The organism is Variovorax sp. HW608, assembly GCF_900090195.1.
GTDB lineage: Bacteria > Pseudomonadota > Gammaproteobacteria > Burkholderiales > Burkholderiaceae_C > Variovorax.
Genome location: NZ_LT607803.1, coordinates 80,524 through 100,235, shown reverse-complemented (window position 1 = coordinate 100,235; position 19,712 = coordinate 80,524). Strand labels below are relative to the sequence as shown.

The window sequence follows — 19,712 nt, the reverse complement described above, 5'->3', positions numbered from 1 at the left end:
TGTTCGTGGGACGAATGATCAGACGCGGTTCATGTCGAAGCCAGCCTTCTGGCCGGTGCCGTACACCTTGAGGGCGCCCTTCTCGCCGACGGCGTTCGGGCGGTTGAAGATCCAGTTCTGCCAGGCCGAGAGCCGGCCGAAGACTCGCGTGATCATGTTTTCCTTGCTCGCGAAGCGCAGGTTGGCTTCGAGGCCGGTCAAGGCATCGGGCGACATGGCGACGCGCTCTTCGATCGCGATGCGGATCTCGTCGTCCCAGTCGATGTCGTCGGGCGCCATGGTCACGAGGCCGAGCTTGAGCGCCTCGTCGGCGTCGAGTGCCTTGCCGGCGGCGGCGCGGGCGGCTTCCAGCGGCGCGGACTCTTCATAGAAGCGGCGCTGCAGGCGCGACTGGTCGTTCACCAGCGGGAAGAAGCCGAAGTTGAATTCGTTCAGCTGGAGCTTCGGCGCCTTGTCGGCGTCGTCGGGCAGCGCGAGCATGTAGGCGCGGTCGGCCGCGAAGGCCAGCTCGGCCAGCGTGCCGGCGAAGCACGAGCCCGATTCGATCAGCGCGAACAGGCTGCGCGACGACACGTCGAGGCGCGCCAGCGTGCGGCGCAAGAGGCCGATGGTTTCGCGCACCAGCCAGTGGTCCTTGTTGGCGAGCACGGTGGCGTCGCTGGCCAGCACTGCCTTCGCATCGCCTTCGGTCTTGAGCAGCCAGGTGCCGACGTCGAGTTCGTTGGTGCGCATCGAGAGGATGGCGTCGTCGAGCTGGCGCGCCATCGCGAGCGGCCACCACGCGGTGCCCGCGGCCTCGATGCCGGCGATGTCGGTGGGTTGCGCGGTCTTCGGCGCCTTGACGGTGAAGGTCGCGGTGCGACGGGCGCGGTCGATCTCCACGGTCACGTATTCATAACGCAGGCTGTCGGGACCGTCCTCGCGCTCGACGCGGGTGAGCTGCACGCCCTTGCCACCCGCAGGGCGGTGGCTGCCTTCGCCGAGCTTGGCGGCGCGTTCCTGCACCGCGGCGCCGAACTGCGCCGGCTTGGCGATCGCATCGACGAGGCGCCAGTCGACCGCGCGCTGGCCGCGCACGCCTTCGACGCTGGTGCAGAAGATGTCGGCGAGGTCGTGGCGCACGTGGCGCTTGTCGGTCACGCGGGTCAGGCCGCCGGTGCCGGGCAGCACGCCGAGCAGCGGCACTTCGGGAAGCGAGACGGAAGAAGAGCGGTCGTCGACCAGGATGATTTCGTCACAGGCCAGCGCGAGTTCGTAGCCGCCGCCGGCGCAGGCGCCGTTGACCGCGGCGACGAACTTCAGGCCCGAGTGCTTCGACGAATCCTCGATGCCGTTGCGGGTCTCGTTGGTGAACTTGCAGAAGTTCACCTTCCAGGCATGGCTCGACACGCCGAGCATGAAGATGTTGGCGCCCGAGCAGAAGATCCGGTCCTTGCCGCTGGTGACGATGACCGAGCGCACTTCCGGGTGCTCGAAGCGCACGCGGTTCAGCGCGTCATGCAGCTCGATGTCCACGCCCAGGTCGTAGCTGTTGAGCTTGAGCTTGTAGCCGGGGCGGATGCCGCCGTCTTCCGCGATGTCGAGCGACAGGCGGGCGACCGAGCCTTCGACGCTCAGCTTCCAGTGACGGTACTGCGTGGGGTCGGTGCGGTAGTCCACGCGGGCGGGGTGAGCGGCGGTTTCGGCCATGTCGGTCTCCTTGGGTTCGGGGGCATCGAGGAACAATAGTGCATTCGCCTATCGCATGGACATGCATCATGCTGCATGTTTTGAGGCGCGTCAACCCTGGAATGAATTTTTTACAGGAAGTGGGGCGGTGGGGCCAGCCGGAGGCCGGTCAGCCTTCGTGGGGCATGGTTTCGCGCACGGCGCTGCGCAGCAGCTGGAAGCTCTCGGCGAGGCCGTGCCCGCTGGTGTCGACGGTCAGGTCGGCCTTCGAATAGAAGGCGGCGCGGCCGGCGAGGATGCGGCGCAGGTCGTCCATGGCCTCCTTGCTCGCGGCCATCGGCCGGGTGTCGCCCTGCGCGGCGACGCGGCCCATGTGCTCCTCGGGCGCGGCCTGCAGCCAGACGGTGGTGCAGTGCGCGAGCAGCTCGTTGAAGGTGGCCGGGTCGGAGACGATGCCGCCCGGCGTGGCAATCACCACCTCGCTGTAGATCTGGATGGTTTCCTCCAGCGCGCGGCGCTCGTAGCGGCGGTAGGCGTTGGTGCCGTAGAGGTCGTGGATCTCGCGCACGCTGCAGCCGGCGAACTTCTCGATCTCGCGGCTCAGCTCGATGAAAGGCACGTCGAGGTCGTCCGCCAGCATCTGGCCGAGCGTGGACTTGCCCGCGCCGCGCAGCCCCACCAGGGCGACGCGGCGGCGCCGCGCCGGGTCGCCCGCGGCGGTGCCGAGCAGCTCGCCGAGCGCGATGCGGGCGCGGCGCAGATCGGCTTCATTGCGGTGCTCCAGCAGCTCGCGGATCAGCAGCCATTCGGGCGAGCTGGTGGTGACGTCGCCGACCAGCTCGGCCAGCGAGCAGTGCAGCGCGCCCGAGACCTGCTGCAGCACCAGGATCGAGGCGTTGCCGATGCCGTATTCGAGATTGGCCAGATGGCGCTCCGACACGTTGGCCGCCTGCGCCACCGCCTTGCGCGTGAGCCCCCGGCGCGCGCGCAGGTTGCGAACGCGATCGCCGAGCGCCACCAGCAGCGGGTTCTTGGCCTCTTCGACCGGCGGGGACGCTTCGGTGTCGGCGGTCAGGACCGCTTCGTCGGCTCGCTCATTCATGACGTTCTCTCAGGGTTATCACCCATTCATGCACTATATTGCTTGACACCCGGATGGTGGGTGCTTATCTTTCGGACACAGGCAAGATACTGCACGCCGGCAATTGCCGCAAGCCAGTTTGTCAAACGAACCACGAGGCGCCCATGTCCAAGCAAGCCTTTCATCAACTCGTCGCCGATGTGGCGACCCGGATTGCCGGCCGGCCGCTCGATGGCGACCTCGACCGCTGGCTCAACGCCCACCACGGCGCCGGCAGCCCCACTTTTGAAGCGCTGAAGCAGGCCTGCATCGGCGGCGTCGCCGAAGGCTGGCTGTGCGAGCGCGAAGGGGGCGGCATCCGCTACGGGCGCGTCTTCAAGGCCCAGGACGCGCTCAGCCGCTTCTCGGTCGACGTGGTCGACATGCGCGACATCGCCGGGCCGCACCACACGCATCCGGGCGGCGAGATCGATTTGATCATGCCGCTCGAAGGCGACGCGACCTTCGACGGCCGGCCGGCCGGCTGGTGCGTCTATCCGCCGGGCAGCGCGCACTTCCCGACCGTGGCGCAAGGCCGCGCCCTGGTTCTCTACCTGCTGCCCGAGGGGCAAATCCAGTTCACCAAGTAAAGAGATGACCGAGCTTCTTTCCAATTACGTCGCCGGCCGCTGGCAGGCCGGTTGCGGCGCCGGAACGCCGCTCATCGATCCGGTGCTCGGCACCGAGCTGGTCCGCGTCGACGCGACCGGGCTCGATTTGCCCGGGGCCTTCCGCTTTGCGCGTGAGACCGGCGGCGCGGCCCTGCGCGCACTGACCTACCGCGAGCGCGCGGGCCTGCTGGCCGCGATCGTCAAGGTGCTGCAGGCGAGGCGCGACAGCTATTACGAGATCGCCACCGCGAATTCCGGCACCGTGAAGAACGATTCGGCGGTCGACATCGACGGTGCGATCTTCACCCTCGGCCAGTACGCCAAGTGGGGCGATGCGCTCGGCGACGTGCGCGCGCTGCGCGACGGCGACGCGGTGAAGCTCGGCAAGGAGCCGGTCTTCCAGTCGCAGCACCTGCAGGTGCCGACGCGCGGCGTGGCGCTGTTCATCAATGCCTTCAACTTCCCGTCGTGGGGCCTGTGGGAGAAGGCGGCGCCTGCCCTGCTCTCCGGCGTGCCGGTGATCGTCAAGCCCGCCACGGCAACCGCCTGGCTCACGCAGCGCATGGTGCAGGACGTGGTCGAGGCCGGCGTGCTGCCCGCGGGCGCCCTGTCGGTGATCTGCGGCAGCTCCGCCGGACTGATGGACCCGCTCGAAAGCTTCGACGTGGTGTCGTTCACCGGCTCGGCCGACACCGGCGCGGTGATCCGCTCGCATCCCGCGGCCCTGCAGCGCTCGGTGCGCGTGAACATCGAGGCCGACAGCCTGAACTCCGCGCTGCTGCTGCCGGATGCCGCGGCCGGCTCCGACGCCTTCAACCTGCTGGTGCGCGAAGTGGTGCGCGAGATGACGGTCAAGTCGGGCCAGAAATGCACCGCGATCCGCCGCATCCTCGTGCCGGCCTCGCTCTACGACGCCGCGGCCGAAGCGATCGGCGCCAAGCTCGCCGGCGTCACCGTCGGCAATCCGCGCAACGAGACGGTGCGCATGGGCGCGCTGGTGAGCCGCGCACAACTGAATGCGGTGCGCGAAGGGCTCGATGCGCTCAAGACGCAGGCCGGCGTGCTGCATGACGGCAGCGCAAGGGCGCTGGTCGATGCCGATCCCGCGGTCGCAGCGTGCATCGGCCCGGTGCTGCTCGGCGCGCGCGATGCCGATGCGGCGCAGCGCGTGCACGACGTCGAGGTGTTCGGCCCGGTCGCGACGCTGCTGCCCTATCGCGATCTCGATCATGCGATCGCGCTCGCGCATCGCGGCCAGGGTTCGCTCGTCACATCGCTCTACGGCGCCGACGAAGCGGCGCTCGGCGAGGCTGCGGTGCAGCTGGCGGCGAGCCATGGCCGCGTGCACGTCGTCACGCCCGATGTCGCCCAGGCCCATACCGGCCACGGCAACGTGATGCCGATGTCGCTGCACGGCGGCCCCGGCCGCGCGGGCGGCGGTGCCGAGCTCGGCGGCCTGCGCGCGCTGGCCTTCTATCACCGCCAAAGCGCGGTGCAGGCCAGCCCCGGGGTGCTCGCGCAGCTCGGACTGCCCCAGACCTAGCGCGCCCCTCGCGGCCCGAACGAATCCAAGGAGACACACGATGAGCCTGCCTGACACCTTCAATTTCGCCGAGCATCTGTTCGCGCTCAATCGCGGCCGCGCGCAGAAGACGGCCTATGTCGACGACCGTGGCGCGCTGGGCTACGGCCAGCTCGAAGACCGCGCCCGCCGCTTCGCCGCCGCCCTGCTCGCCGACGGCGTGCAACGCGCCGACCGCGTGCTGCTCCTGATGCTCGACACCAGCGACTGGCCGGTGTGCTTTCTCGGCAGCCTCTATGCGGGCGTGGTGCCGGTCGCGGTGAACACGCTGCTCACGGCGGACGACTACGCCTACATGCTCGAGCACAGCGGCGCGACGGCGGCGCTGGTCTCGGGCGCGCTGCTGCCGGTGCTGCAGGAGGCGATGGCGAAAGGCTCGAACCAGGTGCGCAGGCTGTTCGTCTCGCAGCCCACGGCGGCGCTGCCGGAGAACGCGCGCAATCTCGATTCGGCGATCGCCGCGCAGCAGCCGCTCGCGGCGCCCGCCGCCACCACGCCAAAGGACCATGCCTTCTGGCTCTATTCGTCGGGCTCCACCGGCAGGCCCAAGGGCACGGTGCACACGCACGCGAATCCGTGGTGGACCGCCGAGCTCTATGGCAAGCCGGTGCTGGGCCTGACGGAGGACGACATCTGCTTCTCGGCCGCCAAGATGTACTTCGCGTACGGGCTCGGCAATGCGCTGACCTTCCCGCTGTCGGTCGGTGCAACGGTGCTGCTGATGGCCGAGCGGCCCACGCCCGACGCCACCTTCAAGCGCTGGACCGGCGCGCACAAGCCCACGGTGTTCTTCGGCGCGCCGACCGGCTTCGCGGGCATGCTCGCATCGCCCCATCTGCCGGCGCGCGAGGCGGTGGCGCTGCGCATGTGCTCGTCGGCCGGCGAGGCGCTGCCGGGCGAGATCGCGCAGCGCTTCAAGCACCACTTCGGCTGCGAGATCGTGGACGGCATCGGCTCGACCGAGATGCTGCACATCTTCCTCTCGAACCGCCCCGGCGACATCCGCTACGGCACCACCGGCCGGCCGGTGGAAGGCTATGAGATCGAGCTGCGCGGCGAAGACGGCAAGCCGGTGGCGGTCGGCGAAGTCGGCGACCTCTACATCAAGGGCCCGAGCACCGCCGCCATGTACTGGGGCAACCCCGAGAAGACCGCCGACACCTTCCGCGAAGGCTGGACCAAGAGCGGCGACAAGTACTCGCGCGACGCCGAGGGCTACTACACCTACGCGGGGCGCAGCGACGACATGCTCAAGGTCAGCGGCATCTACGTCTCGCCCTTCGAGGTCGAGGCCACGCTGATGCAGCACCCCGCGGTGCTCGAAGCCGCGGTGATCGGCAAGCAGGATGCCGACGGCCTCACGAAAACCAAGGCCTTCGTGGTGCGCAAGGAGGGCCAGTCGGTGAGCGAAGACGAACTGAAGGCCTTCGTCAAGGAACGCCTCGCGCCCTACAAGTACCCGCGCTTCATCGAGTTCGTCGACGAGCTGCCGAAAACCGCGACCGGCAAGATCCAGCGCTTCCGCCTGCGGGAACGGGAAAAGCAGTGACAAGCGAAAGCCGATTCGCCGCCATCCAATGGCGGGGCCGCGATGTGCGCGTCGAATACGTGCAGATCGCTCCGGAGCGCACCGATGCACCATTGCTCGTCTTCCTGCACGAGGGCCTGGGCTCGATCGCGATGTGGAAGGACTTCCCCGAGAAGCTCTGCGAGGCCGGCGGCTTTCGCGGGCTGGTGTTCTCGCGGCCCGCATATGGACGCTCGACGCCGCGCGACGCGGATGAAGTCTGGGATGTCGACTTCATGCATCGCCAGGCGCATGAAGTGCTGCCCGCCTTCTTCGAAGCGCTGGGCCTCGAAGGCAAGCCCTGGCTCTTCGGCCACAGCGACGGGGGTTCGATCTCGCTGCTCTATGCAGCGCGTTTTCCGGATCGCGTGGCGGGGCTGGTGGTGCTCGCGCCGCACATCTTCGTCGAGGACGTGACGGTGGCGAACATCGAGCTCGCGCGCCAGGCCTACCTCGAGACCGACATGCAAAAGAAGCTCGGCCGCTACCACGACGACGTCTACTCCGCCTTCTGGGGCTGGAACCGCATCTGGCTGCACCCGCCGTTCAGGCAATGGAACATCGAGGACGAGCTCGGCACGATCCGTTGCCCGGTTCTTGCCATGCAAGGCATCGATGACGAATACGGGACCCTGCGCCAGATCCGCGACATCGCCTTGCACGTGCCGCAGACGCAGTTGCTGGAGATCCCGGACTGCGGGCATTCCCCGCATCGCGATCAGCCCGAAACGGCGATAGTTGCGACCGTTTCATTCGTGGGGAGCCACTCGCAGAATCTCAGGGAAAACGCTCAATTGAGAGCTAAATAATTTACCAGTAAAGTATTACGCCGTCGCAATCTGCGGGTGTCCCTGGATCTCGCAAAGGCCCCCCGGTCGCCAACTTTAATCAACGAAGGAGTCTTTCATGAGCACCCGCATCGCACGCACCACGCTGACAGCCCTCGCGCTGGCCTGTATGGCCACGCTGGGGCACGCCCAGACGGGCAAGCTGAAGGTGGGCCTGATGCTTCCCTTCAGCGGCACGTATGCGGCGCTCGGCGTCGCGATCGAGAACGGCTTCAAGCTCCGGGTCGAGGAACAGGGCGGCAAGCTCGGCGGCCGCGAGATCGAGTACGTGAAGGTCGACGACGAGTCCGATCCGGCCAAGGCCACGGACAACGTCAACAAGCTGATCAAGCGCGACAACGTCGACGTGATCATCGGCACCGTGCACTCCGGCGTCGCGATGGCGATGGCCAAGGCCGCCAAGGAAAGCGGCACCGTGCTGATCGTGCCCAATGCCGGCGCCGACGCGGTGACCGGCCCGATGTGCGCGCAGAACATCTTCCGCAGCTCGTTCTCGAACTGGCAGCCCGCCTACGCGATGGGCGAAGTCGCCGGCAAGCAGGGCAAGAAGAAGGCGATGACGATCACCTGGAAGTACGCGGCCGGCGACGAGTCGGTGGCAGGCTTCAAGGAAGGCTTCGAGAAGGCCGGCGGCAAGGTCGACAAGCAGCTCACGGTGCCGTTCCCGAACGTGGAATTCCAGGCGCTCCTGACCGAGATCGCCGCGGCCAAGCCCGATGTGGTGTACGCCTTCTTCGCGGGTGGCGGCGCGGTCAAGTTCGTCAAGGACTACGCGGCGGCGGGCCTCCACAAGACCATCCCGCTCGTCGGCCCCGGCTTCCTGACCGACGGCACGCTCGAAGCGCAGGGCGACACCGCACAGGGCATGCTGACCACGCTGCACTATGCCGACGGCCTGAACACGCCGCGCGACACCAGCTTCCGCACGGCGTACGCCAAGAGCTTCAAGCTGCAGCCCGACGTCTACGCGGTGCAGGGCTACGACGCGGCGCAGATGCTCGGCATCGGCCTTGCGGCGGTGAAGGGCGACATCTCGAAGAAGGCCGAGTTCGCCGGCGCGATCGAGAAGGCCAGGATCGACAGCCCGCGCGGCGCCTTCACGATGAACAAGGCGCACAACCCGGTGCAGGACATCTACCTGCGCAAGGTGGAAGGCAACGAGAACAAGCTGGTGAACGTGGCCGTGAAGAACCTCGCCGACCCGGCCCGCGGCTGCAAGCTCTGATCAACCCCTGGGACGAGCCGCTGCATGGATTTCGGTACCTTTCTCGTTCAATGCCTGAACTCCGTGCAGTACGGCCTGCTGCTGTTCCTGGTGGCGTCGGGGCTGACGCTGATCTTCGGGATCATGGGCGTGATCAATCTCGCCCACGGCAGCTTCTACATGATCGGCGCCTACATGGCGTTCGCGCTCGCGCCGCTGTTCGGTGACCAGTTCATCGTCATGCTGGTCGCGGGCGTGGCGCTTGCGGCGATCTTCGGCTACCTGCTGGAGTGGGCCTTCTTCAGCTATCTCTACCAGCGCGATCACCTGCAGCAGGTGCTGATGACCTACGGGCTGATCCTCGTCTTCGAGGAGCTTCGCTCGCTGCTGGTGGGCAACGACGTGCACGGCGTGAAGGTGCCCGCCTGGCTCGACGGCAGCTTCGCGCTCGGCGATCTCATGAGCTATCCGTGGTATCGCCTCTTCGCTTCGGCGGCCTGCGTGCTGCTCGCGGTGGCGCTCTACTACGTGGTCAATCGCACGCGGCTCGGGATGATGATCCGCGCCGGTGCGAGCAACCGCGACATGGTCCGCGGGCTGGGCATCGACATCCGGCGACTCTTTCGCATCGTGTTCGCGGCCGGCGTGGCGCTCGCGGCCCTGGCCGGGATGATCGCGGCGCCGATGTCCTCGGTGTACCCGAACATGGGTGCGGGCGTGCTGATCATCTGCTTCGTGGTGGTGGTGATCGGCGGCATCGGCTCGATCACCGGCGCGCTGGTCGCATCGCTGCTCGTGGGCTTCGTCGACACCTTCGGCAAGGTGTTCTTCGCCGAGCTGAGCGGCATGGGGGTGTATGTGCTGATGGCGATCGTGCTCATCTGGCGTCCCGAAGGACTCATGGGAAAAAGGCTCTGAGCATGCAGCGCGCTTCGTTCTTCATTCCGCTGGCCTGCGCCTTGCTGCTGGCCCTGCTCGGCCCGACGCTGAGCCCCTACCTCTCCGACCTCGTGGTCAAGGTGATGATCCTCTCGATCTTCGCGCTGAGCCTCGAACTGCTGGTGGGCATGACCGGGCTCGTGAGCCTGGGCCATGCCGCGTTCTACGGCATCGGCGCGTACGCCACGGTGCTCGGCTCGGGCAAGGAAGGCGGCTCGATCGCCCTCTTGCTGCCGCTCGCCATGGGCTGCGCGGCGGCCTATGCGCTGGTCGTCGGCGCACTGAGCCTGCGCACGCGCGGCGTGTACTTCATCATGGTCACGCTGGCCTTTGCGCAGATGGCCTTCTTCGTCTTCCACGACACCGCGATCGGCGGCGGCAGCGATGGCATCTACATGTACATCCGCCCCACCCTCGGCGCCCTCGACCTCGAAAGCAGCCGCGTGCAGTTCTACTTCGTGCTGGCTTCGCTGGTGTTCACCTATGCGCTGCTGGCGCTCATTCGCCGCTCGCGCTTCGGCGCCGCGCTCGCGGGCATCCGCGTGAACGAGCAGCGCATGCGCGCGGCGGGCTTTCCGGTCTACGGCTACAAGCTGGCGGCCTTCGTGATCGCGGGCGCTTTGGCCGGACTCGCGGGTTTTCTGCTGGCTTCGCGTGACGGCGTGGTCAACCCCGAGCTGCTCGCATGGCACAACTCGGGCGAGGTGCTGCTGATGATCATCCTCGGCGGTCTCGGTCATCTGCGCGGCGCGGTGATCGGCGCGGTGGCCTTCACCTTGCTCAAGGAGCTGCTCTCGACACACGCCATCGTCGGCCCGCTCGCGGACCACTGGCAGCTCACGCTGGGCCTGGCGATCATCGCCTTCGTGGCGCTGCTGCCGAAGGGCATCATCGGCATGGCCGCTCGTATCTCACCGAGGGGTGCGGCATGACGAGCGTGGGGGCTGAAGCCCTGCTTGCGGTCGAATCCCTCACGCGCCGCTTCGGCGGGCTGGTCGCGGTCAACGCGGTCACGCTCGATCTTCGCCGCGGCGAAGTGCATGCGGTCATCGGCACCAACGGCGCCGGCAAGTCCACCTTGATCAATATGCTCTCGGGCGAGATCGGCGCCTCCGAAGGGCGCATCTCGCTCGACGGCGAGGACATCACCGGCCGCGCGCAGTTCCGCCGCGCGCTCGCCGGGGTGGGCCGCAGCTACCAGCGCACGACGATCTTTCCGGAATTCACCGTGCTCGAGAACTGCCGCCTCGCCGCGCAGGCCGCGACGCCGAAGCCCTGGGCGATCTGGCAATCGTCCAGGCGCTGCGCCCTGAGCAATGCCTCGGCGCGCGAAGCGCTCGCCGCCGCCGGCCTCGACGCCGTGGCCGATCGCATCGCGGGCACGCTGAGCCACGGCGCCAAGCGCCAGCTCGAAGTCGCGATGTGCCTGGCGACCAAGCCGCGCGTGCTCCTGCTCGACGAGCCCCTCGCCGGCATGGGCGCGGAAGAGACCGAGCGCATGCTCGGCCTGCTCGACCGCCTCAAGCAGTCGCACGCGATCCTGCTGGTGGAGCACGACATGGATGCGGTGTTCCGCATCGCCGACCGCATCACGGTGATGGTGAACGGCACGGTGATCGCCACCGGCGACCCGGCCTCGATCCGCCAGAACCCCGAAGTCCGCATTGCCTACCTGGGCGAGGCCCACTGAATGATTGAGTTCTCCCCCAGCCTTACCCACTTCGTGTGGTTCGGGCACCCCCTCTCCGGGGGCAACCCCAGCGGCCCGGCGAAGCCGGTTCCGCGGGGTTCCTGGCGAAAGCCTGGCGAGCGTTGCGCCTTCAGGCTGCGGAGGGACTGAGATGCTTCAAGTCAAAAGTCTGAACACCTACTACGGCGACAGCCACATCCTGCGCGGCGCCGACGTCGACATCCCCACAGCCACCTCGGTCGGCCTGCTCGGCCGCAACGGCATGGGCAAGACCACGCTGATCCGCTCGGTGATGGGCTATGTGCGCCCCGCGTCCGGGCAGGTGCTGCTCGACGGCCAGAACGTCACCGGCTGGACGCCCGAGAAGATGGCGCGCCGCGGCATCGGCTACGTGCCCGAAGGGCGCGGCATCTTCCCGAACCTATCGGTGCGCGAGAACCTCGTGATGACCGCGCGCGCCGGCATCGACGGCCGGCGCGACTGGACCTTCGAGCGCGTGATGGCGACCTTCCCGCGCCTCACCGAGCGGCTCTCTCACGGCGGGCAGCAGTTGTCGGGCGGCGAGCAGCAGATGCTCTCGATCGGCCGCGCGCTGATGACCAACCCGCGCCTGATGATCCTCGACGAAGCCACCGAAGGCCTCGCGCCGCTGATCGTCGCGGAGATCTGGCGCGTGATCGGCGACATCCGCGCCACCGGCATCGCCACGCTGATCGTGGACCGCGACTGGCGCAAGGTGCTGGCGCACACCGATCAGGCGGTGGTGATGGAGAAGGGCCGCATCGTGCGGCAAGGGGCGTCGGCCGATCTGCTGGCCTCGCCAGCGGTGCTCGAGGAAGTGCTCGGCGTCTGAAGCCTCAGGGCGCCGCGCCGGACTTCAGTTTCGGCGCGTCCTGGCGATCGCCCGGAAGGCCGGCCGGCACGCGGGAGCGGCGCACCCCCACGCGCAGGTGCGCGAGCATGGCGTCCAGCTCGGCATCGGAATGGCCTTCGCCCTGGCCTTCCAGGTCCCAGGCCCAGATGGCCTGGATGTCCGGCACGAACATGTTCTCGAAGACCTCAGCGGCGACCCACGCCAGGTTGGTCCGCTGCAGGTGGAAGCGTTGCGCGAGTCGCCGCAGGGCTGCCGACGGCGGCCCTTGCACCAACTCCGCCCTCGCCACACTGCGGACCTCGTCGCTGACTTCAAACATGAACGCCTTCGCTTATTCCTGCGGTTCCAGCGCGTGGGTCGACTCCGGAACGACGCCTCCCTTGCCCTTCTTGCGCTGCTGCAGGACGAACACCGTCACCTGCCAGATGATGAAGGCAGAGATCAGCGCCATCAGCGTGCCGCTGATCGGGCGCTGCACGAACACGCCGAAGCTGCCGCGGCTCAGGAGCATCGCGCGGCGGAAGTTCTCTTCGAGCATCGGGCCGAGGATGAAGCCGAGCATCAGCGGCGCGGCATCGAGCTCGAGCCGCATGAAGAGGTAGCCCATCAGGCCGAAGGCGGCGGTGATGAACACGTCTTCCAGGTTGTTGTTCACGCTGTAGGTGCCGATGCAGCAGAAGAACAAAATGCAGGGGAACAGCACGTTGTACGGGATCTTGAAGACCGACAGCCAGTAGCGAACCAGCGGCACGTTCAGCACCAGCAGGAACACGTTGCCGACCCACATGCTCGCCACCAGGCCCCAGAAGAGCTCGGGGTGGCTCGCGATCATGTTCGGGCCCGGCTGGATGCCCTTGATGATGAAGGCGGCCAGCATCAGCGCCATCACCGCGTTCTCGGGGATGCCGATGCTCATCAGCGGGATGAAGCTGGTGCGCGCTGCGGCTTCGTCGGCCGCGGCCTGACCGGCCACGCCTTCGATGCAGCCGGTGCCGATCTCGTCCTTGTACTTGCTGACCTTCTTGTCGATCGCATACGCCGCGAACTGCGCGATGGTCGGGCCGCCGCCGGGCAGGATGCCGAGGAAGGAGCCGATGGCGCTGCCGCGCAGGGCACTCGGCCAGATCCGCTTGAACTCTTCCCAGGTCGGGATGAGGTTGATCTTGCCGTTGAAGGGCGAGCGCTCTTCGCGGGCGTCGAGGTTCTTCGTGATTTCGGCAATACCGAAGCAGCCGAGCGCGATGCTCACGACGCCCACGCCGTCCACGAGGAAGGGCAGGTCCATGGTGAAGCGCTGGGCGCCGCTGTTCACGTCGGTGCCGATGCAGCCGAGCAGCACGCCGATCATGCACATCGCCAGGCCGTTGAGCAGGCTGCCGGTGGTCACGAAGCTCACGCAGACGAAGCCGACCAGCATCATCGCGACGTAGTCGGCCGGGCCGAAGAGGAAGGCCACCTCGCCCAGCACCGGTGCCAGGAAGGTCAGCACGATGATCGCCACCGTGCCGCCGATGAAGCTGGAGAAGCCCGCGGTGAACAGCGCCACCCCGGTCTTGCCCTTGAGCGTCATCTGGTAGCCGTCGATACAGGCCACGATACTGCTCGCGTGCGGGATCTTCATCGTGATCGCGCTGACGCTGTCGCCGTACTGCGCGCCGTAGTAGATGCCCGCGAGCATGATCAGCGCGCCGGTGGTCGGGATCGAGTACGTGAGCGGCAGCAGCAGGCTGATGGTCGCCAGCGGCCCGAGGCCCGGCAGCAGGCCGACCAGCGTGCCGACGGTGCACCCGATGGCGCAGTACATCAGGTTGTGGAGCGTGAGGGCGTGCGAGAAGCCGAACGCCAGGTTGTTGAGTGCTTCCATCATGATCAGAACAGCGGCAGGTTCAGGCCGAGCAGGTATTGAAGGGCCAGAGCCATCGCGATCAGGCCGGCGGAAATCTTGACGTTGCGCCACCACGAGTAGGACGTGCCGGCCAAGGTCGAGCAGAACACCAGGAAGACGATGCCCGCGATCATGTTCACGAACATCGACACCACCGCGAAGCCGCAGAGGCTCGCCATGATGATCACGATGTTGCGGAAGTAGAGGGGCAGGTGCACCTTCTCGACGAAGAACGAGCGCACCACCGTCGCCACGCCGACCACCAGCAGCATGCCGCTGACCATCGCGGGGAAGAAGCCGGGCCCCGCATGACTGAGTTCTCCGATGGGGTAGCGAAGCGCTGTCAGGCCGAAGGCCAGTGCGATCGCCATGAGGAACAAGCCTCTGACTAGATTTCTATTCATGTAAGCACGATCAGGTTGGGGTCATCGAATCCCGCGGCGACGGCTGCGGCCGGTGCGGAACTTGTCTCCATCCGGCAGGGATCTCCGGATGCTTCGATGTTCTGGCCGCTTAACTGATCGGAATCTGACGGCGCCTGTTCGTGAAACTACGTACAGGCGATTGCGGCGCCCCCCGCCGAGTGCCAGAATTTGCGGGCGAATCGGTCCCCGATCCGAGGAGGAATGTCATGCCGCTGCATCGATCTCTCCTCGCCACGCGCGGCAGCGCGTGTGCGGCCTCCACCTGCATCTTCGCAGCCATCAGCTTGCTGCTGCCTGACGGCGCGAGCGCCGGCAAGCCGGGCGACGGCTTCGATCCGCTGCTCACGCCGCCGGGCGATGTCTGCGGGCCCGGCGCGACCGGGCAGCCCGCCTTGCTGAAGGCCCTGGTGCGCGTCGCGGCGACGCAGACCGCGAACGCGCCGCCGGACCGGCCGGCGTCCGCCGAGGTGCCGCTCTACAAGGACCTCGGCTCGCTCGCGTTCAGGATCAGCACGAAGAACCCCGGGGCGCAGGCCTATTTCAACCAGGGATTGCGGCTGGCCTTCGGCTTCAACCATGCGGAGGCGCAGCGCGCCTTCCAGGCCGCGCAGAAGCTCGATCCGCAATGCGCGATGTGCTTCTGGGGCGAGGCGCTGGTGCTCGGCACCAACATCAACGTGCCGATGATGCCGGACGCCAATGCGCCGGCGATGGCGGCGCTGACCCGTGCGGTTGCGCTCAAGGCCAACGCGAGCGCCAAGGAGCAGGCGCTGATCGGCGCGCTGGAAAAGCGCTACGCCGCCAACCCGCCGCCGAACCGCGCGCCGCTCGATGCGGCCTATGCGGATGCGATGAAGACGGTGGCAGAAAGCTACCCGGCCGACGACACCATCCAGACCCTCTACGCCGAGGCCGCGATGGATACGCAGCCCTGGGACTACTGGGAGCGCGGCGGCGCCACGCCGAAAGGCCGCGGCGCGGAGATCGTCAAGTCGCTCGAGACCGTGCTCAGGCGCACTCCCACGCATCCCGGCGCGATCCATCTCTACATCCACGCGATGGAGGCGTCGACCCGGCCCGAGAAGGCGCTGCCCTACGCCAACCGCCTCGCGGCGCTGATGCCCGGCGCGGGCCACATCGTGCACATGCCGGCGCACATCTACTACCGCGTGGGCATGTACCGCGATTCGATGACGCTCAACCAGAAGGCGGCGAAGGTGGACGAGGGCTACTTCAAGACCTCGGCCTCGGACCCGATCTACAAGAACGCCTACTACCCGCACAACGTGCACTTCGTGCTGGTCTCGGCAGAAATGGGCGGCGACGGCAAGACCGCCGTCGAATCGGCGACGAAGCTCGATGCCGCGGTGCCGATGGAGCTGGTGAAGATGTTCCCCCTCCTGCAGCCGATCAAGTCCGCGCCCTATGCGGCACACGCGCGCTTCAGCGATCCGGACACCATCCTCAAGCTGCCGCCGCCGGCCGAGGAGGCGGCGGTCGTGCAGACGATGTACCACTACGCGCGCGCCATCGCCTACGCGCACCAGAAGGACAAGGCCAATGCGCAGAAGGAGATCGACGCGATCCAGAAGATCGAAAGCAGCGCCGACTACAAGCCCTTCGAGGCCTGGCAGTTGCCCGCGCGCGAAATCATCCGCACCGCGGGCCTCGTTGCCTCCGGACGGCTGGCCGATGCGAACGGCGATCTCGATGCGGCGGCGAAGTTCTATGCCGACGCGATCGCGATCGAGGACACCATCCCCTACACCGAGCCGCCCTACTGGTACTACCCGGTGCGGCAGTCGCTCGGCTCGGTGAAGCTCAGGCAGGGCAAGCTCGACGAGGCGCAGCAGGCGTTCAGGGATTCGCTGGTGCGGGTGCGCAACAACGGCTGGGCACTCGCGGGCCTCGTCGAGGTCGAGCACAAGAAGGGCGATGCGCAAGCCGAGAAGGCGGCGCGCAGGGCGTACGAGCGCGCATGGTTCGGGCCGCGCGGCGGGCCGGACCTCGCGGCGCTCTGAGCGGGAGCACATCATGACGACAGCAGTTGCGAAACAGGTCTGCCTGCAGCTCGACGGCCGGTTGACCGCGGCCGAGGCCGCGCTGGCGGCCGACGCCGAAGCCTCCCCGGTGCTGGTGGCGGTCGTTGCGGAGTTCCGGCGCAAGTTTGCGAAAACGCGGCCCGCGGTGGAAGGCGACCCGGCCTCCGCCCAGCGCGAGGCCGTCTTCGAGCTCGAGCAGGCGGCCGACAGCGCCAAATGGGCGGCTTTGGCCGACCCGGATGCGTCCAGGCAAACCAAGCTGGCGGTCATCTCGGCGCACGACTCGATCTGCTGGTTCAAGGCGACCGGCGGCCTGCTCGACCGGGCGTACGCCGAACAGGACCCGCTTGCCTAGCGCCGCGGGCCGCTGGTGCGAACCGTCGCGGTCGAAGCTCACCGCACCGGAATGAAGGCCGTGATCAACACCAGCGAACTCAGCACCACCCACACCGCCGCGAGATCCCAGGCCAGGGTGCGGTTGCCCGCCCGTTCGCGCCGATGCCTGAGCACCATGGGCGCGCGTGCGTTGGCATTGGTGTAGTACGCCGGCAGCTTGTGCTCGCAGCCTTTGCAGTAGCGGGCGCCCGCGCGGTTGAGCGTCTTGCATTCCTCGCAGATCTCGCCCCTTTCCTCGGCGGTTGTCGATCGAACCAGATCGATGAAGCCGGCGAACGCGACCGGGGACGACAGGGGCGGGTCGGACGGCTCCGTGAGCCATGCGGGTGTCACAGCGGCGTGACTGAATTCGACGAAGGCGTGGTGCGCGATGAACAACGGGTGCCCGTTTGTACGACCAGGGATGACAGCGTTGATTGAAGACATAGGGCTTTCCTCGCTTTCGTTGATGTGAAAAAATCACATTTCGAGTTCTCCGACGAATGTCAACGTGTTCCTGTCGGACGGGAACTGAACTTCGTGTACGTGCCGCAAATGCCGCGAGAACGACGTGCCGCAACATGGGTGGGCTGCATGACGAAGGAAGCCGTTAGAGCGACCGGTGCCTCAAGAGGCCACGCAAGAGCTCTGCCGTCCGCGAAGCTCGCGCAGCTCGCGGAAGGCCAGCTCGGTTGGGTGCTCGCGGCCTGCGCGCGCGTGATGCGCCCGCTGGTGCGCCTCGCGGTGCGCGTGGGCGTCAAGCATGCCCAGCTCGACGAGCTGCTGCGCAGCCTGCTGATCGAGGAAGCGCAGCGCACCTGGCGCGACAAGGGCACCGAGCCGAACCTGAGCCAGATCTCGCTGACCACGGGCCTCAACCGCAAGGTCGTGACCTCCCTCGTGCGCGACACGGTCGAGCGCCTTCCCTATTCCGAGATGTCCGCGCCCGCGAAGACGGTGACGCTGTGGCTGCGCCTGTGCACGGACGATCCTTCGCGGCGGAAGCTGCCCATCAATGCGATCGCGCGCGGACCGTCGTTCGAGGCGGTCGCGTACAAGGCGAGCCACGGCAACGTGCACCACCGCGCGGTGCTCGACGAGCTGCTGCGGCTCGGCATGGTCACGGAGAGCGGCGACGGCTTCGTCGAGCTCGATGCCGACGGTTTCGTGCCGGCGCAGGACATGCGCAGCATGCTGGCCTTTCTGGGTGACAACACGCGCGATCACCTGCTCGCCGCGGTGTCGAACACGCTGGGCGGCCAGCCGGCGTTCCTGGAGCGCTCGGTGTTCGCCAAGGGCATCGCGCCACAGGACTGCGAGCGCATCCATCAGATCGCGCGCACGCGATGGAATGCGCTGCATCACGAACTGGCGCAAGCGTTGGCGGATGCTTTCGCGCAAGCGCCCGAGGCTGCTTCGGCGCGCATGCGCATCGGCATCTATGCCTACTTCGAGAAGGGTCCCGCGCCGGCTTCCAAGGCTGCTGCGGATGAATCTCCTCCGTCCAAGGAAGAACGACCATGACGAAGACCGGTTTACAGGGCGCCTGCCTGGCGCTGGCCATGGCGGTGCTGGTTTCCTGCGGCGGTGGGGGTGGCGGCGGGGGCCTGCCGATCGTCGCCGGAGGCGCTGCCGCGGGCCCCGCGGGAAACACATCGCAACAGTCGCTGCTGGATCGGACGGTGCCGCCGACGGGCGGGGGCAGCGGGCCGGGCGCGGCAGGCCCCGGCAGCGCCGGCGCGGGCACTGCCGTGGCCGGGGGCGACGACGGATCCGGAGTCGGCTCCGGCGGCACGGGAGTCACCACGGCGGATGCGAGCGGCATCGGCTCGGTGGATGGCGCGGGCAGCATCCTGGTCAACGGCGTGCGCTACAACACCGACGGCGCGGTGGTGGCGCTCGACGATGTGCCGGGCCTGCAGCTCGGCATGACGGCGAAGGTCATCGGGCCGTTCGACAGCGATCTCACCACCGGCAGCGCGAAGCGCGTCGAATCGGCCATCGATCTGCGCGGGCCGGTGAGTGCGGTCTATGCGCAGCAGGCCAGCTTCACGATCCTCGGGACGACAGTGACGACCGACAGCGCCACGGTTTGGGCCGACGCGTCCGGCGTCGCGGACGTCGCACCGGGCGCCACGCTGCAGGTGTGGGGCCTTCCCTCCGGGCCGGGCAGCCTGCGCGCGACGCGGGTGGAAGTGCACGCGAGCGGCACGCCGATCGTGAGCGGCGTGGTGCAGAACCTCGATCCCCTGGCAAGGCGCTTCACCATCGGCGGCTATGCGATCGACTACGGGCAGGCCACCGTCAGGAGCGCAAGCGGCGCGCTGCCGTTCGCCAACGGCGTGCTGGTGCGGGTGCGCGCGAATGCGCTCGGGGCGGGCCTGCTGGTGGCGAGCGCGGTGCAGCTGTGGTATCCCGCGCCGACCGCCGACGGCACGCCGCTGCAAATGGAGGGCCTGGTGACCGATTTCGCCGGGCTCGGTTCGCTGCGCGTTCTGGACGTGCCGATCGATGCATCAGCGGCCAAGGTGTCGGGCGGGCCGGCAAGTTCGGCGGGCAACGGCGTCAAGGTGATCGTGGGCGGCGTGCTCTCGAACGGGGTGCTGCAGGCGAGCACGCTCAAGATCCAGCTCGTGCCGGGCACGGGCGGCCAGCCTTCGTTCAGCCTGAGCGGGCAGATCTCCACCTTCAACTCGATCGCCGACTTCCGCATCAAGGGGCAGCCGATCGACGCCAGCGGCCCGGGGGTGAGCTTCGTCAACGGCAGCGCCGCGAACCTCGGAGCGCAGGTGCGCGTGATGGTCGAAGGCAGCCGCGTCGCAGGCGGCGTGCTGATCGCCGATCGCGTCACCTTCCAATGAGGCCACGGGCCGTCGTGGGAG

Annotated in this window: 19 protein-coding genes; 13 read left to right on the top strand and 6 right to left on the bottom strand. The window is 67.7% G+C overall.

Going from position 1 to position 19,712, the window contains the following annotated elements; translation table 11 throughout:
- Window positions 1-18: 18 nt before the first annotated feature.
- Window positions 19-1,689, bottom strand: coding sequence for a 2,3-epoxybenzoyl-CoA dihydrolase (gene boxC / locus VAR608DRAFT_RS00470; RefSeq protein WP_088958530.1), 1,671 nt, complete (start codon window positions 1,687-1,689; stop codon window positions 19-21).
- A 148-nt stretch (window positions 1,690-1,837) separates the two neighbouring features.
- Entirely contained in the window at window positions 1,838-2,770 is a 933-nt protein-coding gene (locus VAR608DRAFT_RS00465; RefSeq protein ID WP_088952273.1) for a helix-turn-helix transcriptional regulator, read from the bottom strand.
- A gap of 143 nt (window positions 2,771-2,913) precedes the next feature.
- Here VAR608DRAFT_RS00465 and VAR608DRAFT_RS00460 point away from each other — a divergent pair, with 143 nt between their 5' ends.
- From VAR608DRAFT_RS00460 to VAR608DRAFT_RS00420, 9 genes are all read left to right on the top strand, one after another.
- On the top strand, window positions 2,914-3,378 hold the full coding sequence (locus VAR608DRAFT_RS00460; RefSeq protein ID WP_088952272.1) for a 4-hydroxylaminobenzoate lyase: 465 nt from the start codon (window positions 2,914-2,916) through the stop codon (window positions 3,376-3,378).
- Window positions 3,379-3,382: 4 nt separating this feature from the next.
- Window positions 3,383-4,942, top strand: coding sequence for a 3,4-dehydroadipyl-CoA semialdehyde dehydrogenase (locus VAR608DRAFT_RS00455; protein ID WP_088952271.1), 1,560 nt, complete (start codon window positions 3,383-3,385; stop codon window positions 4,940-4,942).
- Between the two features lie 40 nt (window positions 4,943-4,982).
- Complete coding sequence (locus VAR608DRAFT_RS00450) at window positions 4,983-6,530, top strand: benzoate-CoA ligase family protein (RefSeq protein ID WP_088952270.1); 1,548 nt, start codon at window positions 4,983-4,985, stop codon at window positions 6,528-6,530.
- Complete coding sequence (locus tag VAR608DRAFT_RS00445) at window positions 6,527-7,357, top strand: alpha/beta fold hydrolase (RefSeq protein ID WP_088952269.1); 831 nt, start codon at window positions 6,527-6,529, stop codon at window positions 7,355-7,357. The genes VAR608DRAFT_RS00450 and VAR608DRAFT_RS00445 overlap by 4 nt, the downstream gene beginning before the upstream one ends.
- Window positions 7,358-7,454: 97 nt before the next feature.
- On the top strand, window positions 7,455-8,621 hold the full coding sequence (locus tag VAR608DRAFT_RS00440; RefSeq protein ID WP_088952268.1) for an ABC transporter substrate-binding protein: 1,167 nt from the start codon (window positions 7,455-7,457) through the stop codon (window positions 8,619-8,621).
- Window positions 8,622-8,645: 24 nt separating this feature from the next.
- Entirely contained in the window at window positions 8,646-9,518 is an 873-nt protein-coding gene (locus tag VAR608DRAFT_RS00435; RefSeq protein ID WP_088952267.1) for a branched-chain amino acid ABC transporter permease, read from the top strand.
- A 2-nt stretch (window positions 9,519-9,520) separates the two neighbouring features.
- A complete protein-coding gene (locus tag VAR608DRAFT_RS00430; protein WP_088952266.1) occupies window positions 9,521-10,471 on the top strand; it encodes a branched-chain amino acid ABC transporter permease in 951 nt (316 codons plus the stop codon).
- Window positions 10,468-11,229 (top strand): ABC transporter ATP-binding protein, encoded by a 762-nt coding sequence (locus VAR608DRAFT_RS00425; protein ID WP_088952265.1) that lies wholly within the window; start codon window positions 10,468-10,470, stop codon window positions 11,227-11,229. Before VAR608DRAFT_RS00430 ends, VAR608DRAFT_RS00425 begins: the two co-directional genes overlap by 4 nt.
- Before the next feature lie 151 nt (window positions 11,230-11,380).
- Window positions 11,381-12,082, top strand: a complete 702-nt coding sequence (locus VAR608DRAFT_RS00420) for an ABC transporter ATP-binding protein (RefSeq protein WP_088952264.1) — start codon at window positions 11,381-11,383, stop codon at window positions 12,080-12,082.
- Window positions 12,083-12,086: 4 nt separating this feature from the next.
- On the opposite strand, the gene VAR608DRAFT_RS00415 is transcribed toward VAR608DRAFT_RS00420, so the two are convergent.
- From VAR608DRAFT_RS00415 to VAR608DRAFT_RS00405, 3 genes are read right to left on the bottom strand one after another with little or no spacing between them, the layout of a single operon-like run.
- Window positions 12,087-12,422 carry a hypothetical protein gene (locus tag VAR608DRAFT_RS00415; RefSeq protein ID WP_088952263.1) on the bottom strand — a complete coding sequence of 112 codons (336 nt, stop codon included), beginning with the start codon at window positions 12,420-12,422 and terminating at the stop codon, window positions 12,087-12,089.
- A 12-nt stretch (window positions 12,423-12,434) separates the two neighbouring features.
- Window positions 12,435-13,967 (bottom strand): tripartite tricarboxylate transporter permease, encoded by a 1,533-nt coding sequence (locus tag VAR608DRAFT_RS00410; protein WP_088958529.1) that lies wholly within the window; start codon window positions 13,965-13,967, stop codon window positions 12,435-12,437.
- A 5-nt stretch (window positions 13,968-13,972) separates the two neighbouring features.
- Window positions 13,973-14,392 carry a tripartite tricarboxylate transporter TctB family protein gene (locus VAR608DRAFT_RS00405; RefSeq protein ID WP_331713015.1) on the bottom strand — a complete coding sequence of 140 codons (420 nt, stop codon included), beginning with the start codon at window positions 14,390-14,392 and terminating at the stop codon, window positions 13,973-13,975.
- Window positions 14,393-14,619: 227 nt separating this feature from the next.
- On the opposite strand from VAR608DRAFT_RS00405, the gene VAR608DRAFT_RS00400 reads away from it, so the two are divergent.
- Window positions 14,620-16,434: a hypothetical protein gene (locus VAR608DRAFT_RS00400; protein ID WP_088952261.1), complete on the top strand. Its 1,815-nt coding sequence runs from the start codon at window positions 14,620-14,622 to the stop codon at window positions 16,432-16,434.
- Window positions 16,435-16,447: 13 nt separating this feature from the next.
- A complete protein-coding gene (locus tag VAR608DRAFT_RS00395; RefSeq protein ID WP_088952260.1) occupies window positions 16,448-16,810 on the top strand; it encodes a hypothetical protein in 363 nt (120 codons plus the stop codon).
- 38 nt (window positions 16,811-16,848) lie between these two features.
- On the opposite strand, the gene VAR608DRAFT_RS00390 is transcribed toward VAR608DRAFT_RS00395, so the two are convergent.
- A complete protein-coding gene (locus VAR608DRAFT_RS00390; RefSeq protein ID WP_157730530.1) occupies window positions 16,849-17,277 on the bottom strand; it encodes a hypothetical protein in 429 nt (142 codons plus the stop codon).
- 147 nt (window positions 17,278-17,424) lie between these two features.
- Here VAR608DRAFT_RS00390 and VAR608DRAFT_RS00385 point away from each other — a divergent pair, with 147 nt between their 5' ends.
- Together VAR608DRAFT_RS00385 and VAR608DRAFT_RS00380 are read left to right on the top strand one after the other, a co-directional pair.
- Complete coding sequence (locus VAR608DRAFT_RS00385; protein ID WP_231973090.1) at window positions 17,425-18,354, top strand: DUF6502 family protein; 930 nt, start codon at window positions 17,425-17,427, stop codon at window positions 18,352-18,354.
- Complete coding sequence (locus VAR608DRAFT_RS00380) at window positions 18,351-19,691, top strand: DUF5666 domain-containing protein (RefSeq protein WP_088952258.1); 1,341 nt, start codon at window positions 18,351-18,353, stop codon at window positions 19,689-19,691. The genes VAR608DRAFT_RS00385 and VAR608DRAFT_RS00380 overlap by 4 nt, the downstream gene beginning before the upstream one ends.
- Window positions 19,692-19,712 lie beyond the last annotated feature (21 nt).